The organism is Peribacillus sp. P4_C12, assembly GCF_056402095.1.
The window spans coordinates 1-5,968 of record NZ_JBFUIB010000219.1; the positions used below are offsets into that span (position 1 = coordinate 1).

Here is a 5,968-nt window from a genome sequence, read left to right on the forward strand (position 1 = left end):
TACTAAAAAAAATGCCATATACAAAGCTCATTAGAATACGAGAACCGGAATGTCCTACATATAAATCACCAAATCCAAATACTTTTTTTTATGATCTTAAAAATCATTCAATGAAAGCATTTCAAACCTGTCTTGAAAAGATATTTACTGATCATATTCAACAAAGTCCTGATATAAATATTGAAAGAGATAATGTGTCAATTTTAGATTTAATGGATCGTTGGGAGTATGAAAATTCATTAGCCAATGTTAGACCAAAGCTTTTAAAAGAATGGGATTACCAGAAGAATGGGGATTTAAAACCAGAAAATTTTAAAGTTGCAAGTCATGAAAAAGTAAATTGGGTTTGTATTCATGGGCATCAATGGTCTGCTACAATTGCAAGTAGAACACATGGAGGCAACAACTGTCCAGATTGTGGAAATAGAAGGTTGCATACGGATAATAATTTAGCTGCTGCAAATCCAGAACTAGTTAAGGAGTGGCACCCAACTAAAAATGAAAAAGGTCCCCAAGGTTACTTTGCAAACTCTCATTTTAAAGTTTGGTGGTTATGTAAAAAGTGCAGTCACGAATGGGATGCACAAATATACAATAGAAATGCTAATCGTAGTGGATGTCCGAATTGTTATGAGAACAATCTTAAAAATAAGCAATTTTAAATAGAAGAAACAAGTTAAATTAAAGGCTTTTGACATCGAACACGAAAGCGCTAATGTCTAACGTAAAATGAACTTAAAAGAGGCGCACGTCGTGCACCTCAGTTCTCGATTCTATTAGCGTTTCAAAGGCTCTCAACTATTTTGGTTGGAGGTCTTTTTTATATCTGAAAATTGGTTTTGATCACAATTCATAGGGCGATGTACTTTTGGAATTTTACATCTGCTGCCTGCTCCTTTGGTCAAATGTTTGTGTGCCCTCGACTTTTACATTCTCTTTTTACTTTGAATTTAACAAAAGATAACTTCAAGAAAAAAGGAGAAAATGGATCTATATTTATTCTTCCGTTAATTCAACTAATAAATTTTCAAAACGATTAATTGTAATTGTTGCTTCCTTCATAATTTGAAAGTTCATTTTTATTATACTTTCTAAACGAAATTCATTTTCATTTATTTCCGGTTCATATGCTACCTTTTCTACAATTGATTTAAGAAATTCTTGCCTTGATATTGATTTTCTTTTTGCCATTTCATCAATTTTTTTCATTGCTACTGGGTCTATATTTCTTAATAAAATATCCATTGTTCAACTCTCCTTTTGGGTAGAATACAAAATTTGGATTTAAAGGCTATAGAGTGAGAAAGAGCATAAGGAAAAACTGATATCACCAAGGGTGATATCCTAGGCAAAGCCTAGTGTTTTATCTGATATCGTTAAATTCCTTCAGGTGGGCTGACATGGGACTCCTGATTGATATAGGTGGGCTGACGTGGGATACCTGAACTTTCTCAGATGGACTGATGTGGGTCTTAAATAATAATTAAAAAGCAGTTATTTAGTGATATCACTAAATGTTAATCAATGTCCCCTTTATGTCCCCCTATTTTCGACCAATGTCCCCTTCGCGTCCCCCTATTTAATTGAATGTTATTTAAAAAAAGAGAAGGAAACCTTCTCTTTCATTTCACTTTTTTATTGGTTTTTTCCACGGAATTTAGCGATGTTGTTTCTTAGACTTTCGCCTGTATTTTGACCAATTTGATAGGTGCGTTTAACCGTTTTTACTGATTGACTGTTCCGCAGATTATCAGAAATTATGCTTCCAACATGACGAGTTTCTCGATCAGTTCTTTTTTCTTTTAGTGGTGTTTTCATATTAGATTCTCCTTGCATTTCAGATGAAACCGAAGGGGAATTTGATTGTGAAAAGGAAGGTGGAGAAGGACTGGGACTGTCGTAGTCACCTGACATTTTCTCATTTTTTTGTATATCGCCATTGTTCATTTGGCTTGGCGATCCAGATGAAATGGAGTGTGGACTGTTTACAGCTGCACTCCGTTTTCCATTACCGGAGACACCATTCAGAGCCATTTGATCATGTAATCCCATTACTTTTCCTCTTCCTGTTTGCCCTTCTTGTTGTTGTAGTTGTTGTTGTGCCATTTCTTGTTCAATTGAAGAAGAAACTTCTTGCGTTCCAGTTTCGATTTCCCAGGAACCTTTCGAACCATTTGGACTTTGTTTTTCTTGATTTTGATCTTGTGCTTTTAAATCTACAGAATGACTACTTTCGGAACCATTCAGAGTCTGTTCTTTGGATTGGTCCTGTCCTTTTTCTCTAAGGCCTTGTGCCATTCCTGCAACTCCTGCAATACCACTTACACCCTTCAATACGGCCGATTTACCTTCACTTGATAATCCTTTCAAAGTATTTGCAGTACCCTTTGTTGCACCAGTTACACCTTTTGCGAGAGCATAACCACCGGCTACGGCCCCCCAGCTAGATTTCAGTCCTGCATCAATACCAAATAACCGTTCAACGATATTGGGACCATCAATTACAGCAAGTGAGAAAGCAAATAATGCAATTAAATAGGCGACACCATCCAATTTATCGGTAATAAACTCTGTACCAATCAGATAGATTTTCATTGAGAGGAAAATCATAATTGTCACTAGAAAAGTATTTAGGATACTTTGAAGGATTTGCTTTGTCTTTTGCCCTGAATGAATATCAGCCGGGGCTATAATGATTGCTAATACGTAGTTGAATGTTAATTCAAAAAACAGTTTTGCTAACTTAATAGCAATTGTCAGCATTGTAAAAGCCGTTATACTTAAAGTGATTGCAATTGTCCAAAAGTTCCAGTCCCAACGGTAATATTTTTCTTTAAAGGCAGTAAAGAAACCATTATCTAATTTAACTTTCTTGGCATTACCAAGATCGTCATACTCCAAACGATGAGAGTAAACCTCACGCCCTTTATCTGTCATTTTTCCCACTGCAAGTTCAAAATCTTTATCAATAGATTGTGTGATATTAATTTTTAAAATTCGATCTTTTGGAATTCGGTTCGGATGTTTAAGTTCAGTTGTTTTCCAACCCGTTGCATCAAATTGAGCAAGATCAGTCATATTGTCTTTAATAACTTTTTGACTAATTGAACCTTCTTCAACAACATCAAGAGCATCAATAGCTTTATCAGTGAATTGGTTTGCTTTTTCCATACCTTCTTGTATCAAAGCGAAAAAAAACATTATCATAAACACATTCACTATAATGGCTTCGCGATCTAATTTTTTTTGAAAAATGAGCTGATATCCTGTGTAGAGAAGCGAAAACCCCATCAATATCACAGAAAGGGGAATAAGAAATTCTACAAAACTTGTAATTTCAACACTGTCGTAAAACATTTTTAATCCAAGGATTGAATCCGTTATGTTTGATAGGGAATCAACAAGCCATGCAAGTCCTTTTATAATGACCCATCCTATCCAACGAAGCATATAACTAATCGGATTGGTTACTTCGAGAAAATCAGAGAATTTTTCAAGTATCCTTGCTACTTCTTCATCCATGCAATCTCCCCCTAGTTAACCTATTTCAAATATTCTTGCTGCACACTTTGAACAAATGTTTCTACTTCAAAATGAATATCATCTTCTGAGAGATCGATAAAATCTAGTTTCTTTTTTACTTCACCATCTTGATAAAAAGCAAATGTTAACGAATTCTGTTTTAGGCCAAGTTTTGAAGTATCTTCTTTAGCATGATAAATATTTAAATCAATGTTATTTGCTTTAGCTACACGTTCAATTTCCTTAATATTAAAATCTTCTTCTTCTTTTCTGCTTTCAAATGGTGACCTTACATATAAAAAGCCCGTTTCAAACTTCTCAGCTTCCTCTAGACTCAATTCAGTTGTTTTACCAATCCCTTTTACACGATCACTCCCACAAGCTGAAACATTCAATATAAGGAATAAAACAAGACACCCAATAAGAACCTTTTGAAAGTTCATTTTTAACTCTCCTCTTAATTTTTATAGTAATATTGCACCTTTCACAGTTTTGCAGGGAGATTCAAATTTATAGACATAGAAAATCATATCTTCTGTTCCTTCTAAAATGAAAGCCTCAGTTAAAATGCCATCTTTTTCTTCAAACTCATTTATGTGTTTCTTTAATAATGCAGCTTGAATTCGATTTAATGATTTTTTTATTTTCATGATAATTTTTTCTCCTTCCGATATAATATAGGATTAGGTTTATTTAAAAATATGCTTCCTCTTGTAATAGGGGGGATTCTTCAGGTTCTTCAAATCAGTTATTTATAAGAATATAATTGAAAATGCTCACCTATTTGCTCACCTGACATTGAAATATTATGATAATAAGTGAAGTTATTTTAGGTGGATTTGACTAAAGATGTTGGTATTATTACCTTGTTATTTCCTATTAAATTAATAATTGAATGGGCAGCATGATGTAATAAGGGGTTAAAAACCTTGTTATATCAACGTCTAAAATGATAATATGCTATTCTTGTCCTCGGATTTGTCCTCGTTTTTAAAAAACACGGCAACCTGTGACAAAAAAGCTAACTATAGGAGAAGGTCTTTCATCAGTTTGCTAAACTGTTGGGAGGCCTTTTCTTCCATATTGGCGGTCATGTGAGCATAGATATTCATTGTAGTATTAATATCTGTATGTCCAAGTCGCTGTTGTATTTCTTTAATGCCAACTCCAGCTTCAATCAATAATGAAGTGTGCGTATGTCTAAATGAGTGTGGAGTAATGTTCTTTTCTATTTCTGCTTTTTTTAGAAGCCTTTTTAGCCGGGTCTCAATAACTTTTCTTAATTGTGGATGCCCATTCTCTCGAGCGAAAATAAATCCGTTATCTTGGTAAACAAGTTTGTTTTTTAATTTAATTTCATTTTGTTTAAGCCGATGCTTCTTTAACATGTTGATCAGCATTTCATCAATCCTGATTGTTCGGGCAAAGCCCTTTGTCTTTGGCGTTAAAAGCTGAAATTTTTCAAAATGATTGTTAGGGTTATAAAGAGTTTTAGTAACTCTAATAGAACCTTGCTTTTCATTAAAATCCCCCCCATTTTAAGGCCAATAATTCACCTATTCGTAATCCGGTATATGATCCATTTCAAGCCCGTCTGTATAGGATAATTTAAGAAAATGGGCAAGCTCCTCTTTTTCAAGAAAGACAATATCCTCTTCTGCTTTCTCCACTTCTTCAACACTTTGCTGCTTTTTAGGCATTTTGAAATCCTCAGTAGGATTATTTTTTATCAGGCCTTGAGTTAATGCTTTCCGAAAAAGCATTTTTCCACAAGTATGAATACCATCCATATAATTTTGGCTGTATTTTTCGTTTAATTCCAGAATCCTTTCTTCATACATTTTCTTAGTAATGCGGCTGATTGGATAAGGTCCCCAAACAGAGGTAAAATGCTTCATTTCCTTTTCTCGGGCTCTTACGCTACTAATCTTGACGCCAAGAGTGGCAAGATAGAGTTAAAAGGCATGAAGAAATGGAAAGCCTTTCTCCCGCTATCGAAGAAGGAGATTTGCAAGCTTGCATTCGCTATTGCCAGCTGTGTGAGGAGAGTGTTGTTGACAGGACATTTTCTTACCGGGATGTTTATATTAAAGTTGCAGCAATGAACCAAGGATATGAACCGAGATATGAGGGTGAAACAGGGATCGATGTTTGGTATCACAATCTAAAGGCGACATATAGATATCTGGAAGAAAAGGGGAAGGTTACGAATACGAAGGAGCCTGTTTTAAAAATTTGGAAACCATAGTATTTCTATATAATTACAGTTGAAAAGTCCGATAATTTGTACTAGGGTTATCGCCTTTAATCCTATTAAGCTATATGACAACGGGTTTGGAATAGTAGAAGCATTTGCTAGAGGTTTGTTGATTTTATGGCCACCTATTAAAGAGGCTGAAATATAAAAAGAAAGCCCAATATAATAGAAAGTCTATCAGTTCAAAGG

At 34.6% G+C, this 5,968-nt stretch carries 8 protein-coding genes; 2 read left to right on the top strand and 6 right to left on the bottom strand.

Annotated elements, in window-relative coordinates:
- A partial coding sequence (locus AC1DUW_RS19270) for a zinc-ribbon domain-containing protein (RefSeq protein WP_477643217.1) occupies positions 1 to 662 on the top strand: 662 nt, incomplete at its 5' end.
- Positions 663 to 996: 334 nt separating this feature from the next.
- On the opposite strand, the gene AC1DUW_RS19275 is transcribed toward AC1DUW_RS19270, so the two are convergent.
- From AC1DUW_RS19275 to AC1DUW_RS19300, 6 genes are all read right to left on the bottom strand, one after another.
- Entirely contained in the window at positions 997 to 1,245 is a 249-nt protein-coding gene (locus AC1DUW_RS19275) for a hypothetical protein (protein ID WP_053345760.1), read from the bottom strand.
- A 390-nt stretch (positions 1,246 to 1,635) separates the two neighbouring features.
- A complete protein-coding gene (locus tag AC1DUW_RS19280) occupies positions 1,636 to 3,522 on the bottom strand; it encodes a pLS20_p028 family conjugation system transmembrane protein (protein ID WP_477643218.1) in 1,887 nt (628 codons plus the stop codon).
- A gap of 20 nt (positions 3,523 to 3,542) precedes the next feature.
- Positions 3,543 to 3,965, bottom strand: a complete 423-nt coding sequence (locus AC1DUW_RS19285; RefSeq protein WP_477643219.1) for a hypothetical protein — start codon at positions 3,963 to 3,965, stop codon at positions 3,543 to 3,545.
- 21 nt (positions 3,966 to 3,986) lie between these two features.
- A complete protein-coding gene (locus AC1DUW_RS19290) occupies positions 3,987 to 4,172 on the bottom strand; it encodes a hypothetical protein (RefSeq protein WP_477643220.1) in 186 nt (61 codons plus the stop codon).
- Between the two features lie 375 nt (positions 4,173 to 4,547).
- The gene (locus AC1DUW_RS19295; RefSeq protein ID WP_269083756.1) at positions 4,548 to 5,027 is read right to left on the bottom strand and encodes a tyrosine-type recombinase/integrase; all 480 of its coding nucleotides are present in this window, start codon (positions 5,025 to 5,027) and stop codon (positions 4,548 to 4,550) included.
- A 51-nt stretch (positions 5,028 to 5,078) separates the two neighbouring features.
- A complete protein-coding gene (locus tag AC1DUW_RS19300; protein ID WP_053345765.1) occupies positions 5,079 to 5,420 on the bottom strand; it encodes a hypothetical protein in 342 nt (113 codons plus the stop codon).
- 74 nt (positions 5,421 to 5,494) lie between these two features.
- On the opposite strand from AC1DUW_RS19300, the gene AC1DUW_RS19305 reads away from it, so the two are divergent.
- On the top strand, positions 5,495 to 5,770 hold the full coding sequence (locus AC1DUW_RS19305; protein ID WP_053345766.1) for a hypothetical protein: 276 nt from the start codon (positions 5,495 to 5,497) through the stop codon (positions 5,768 to 5,770).
- Positions 5,771 to 5,968: the final 198 nt, after the last annotated feature.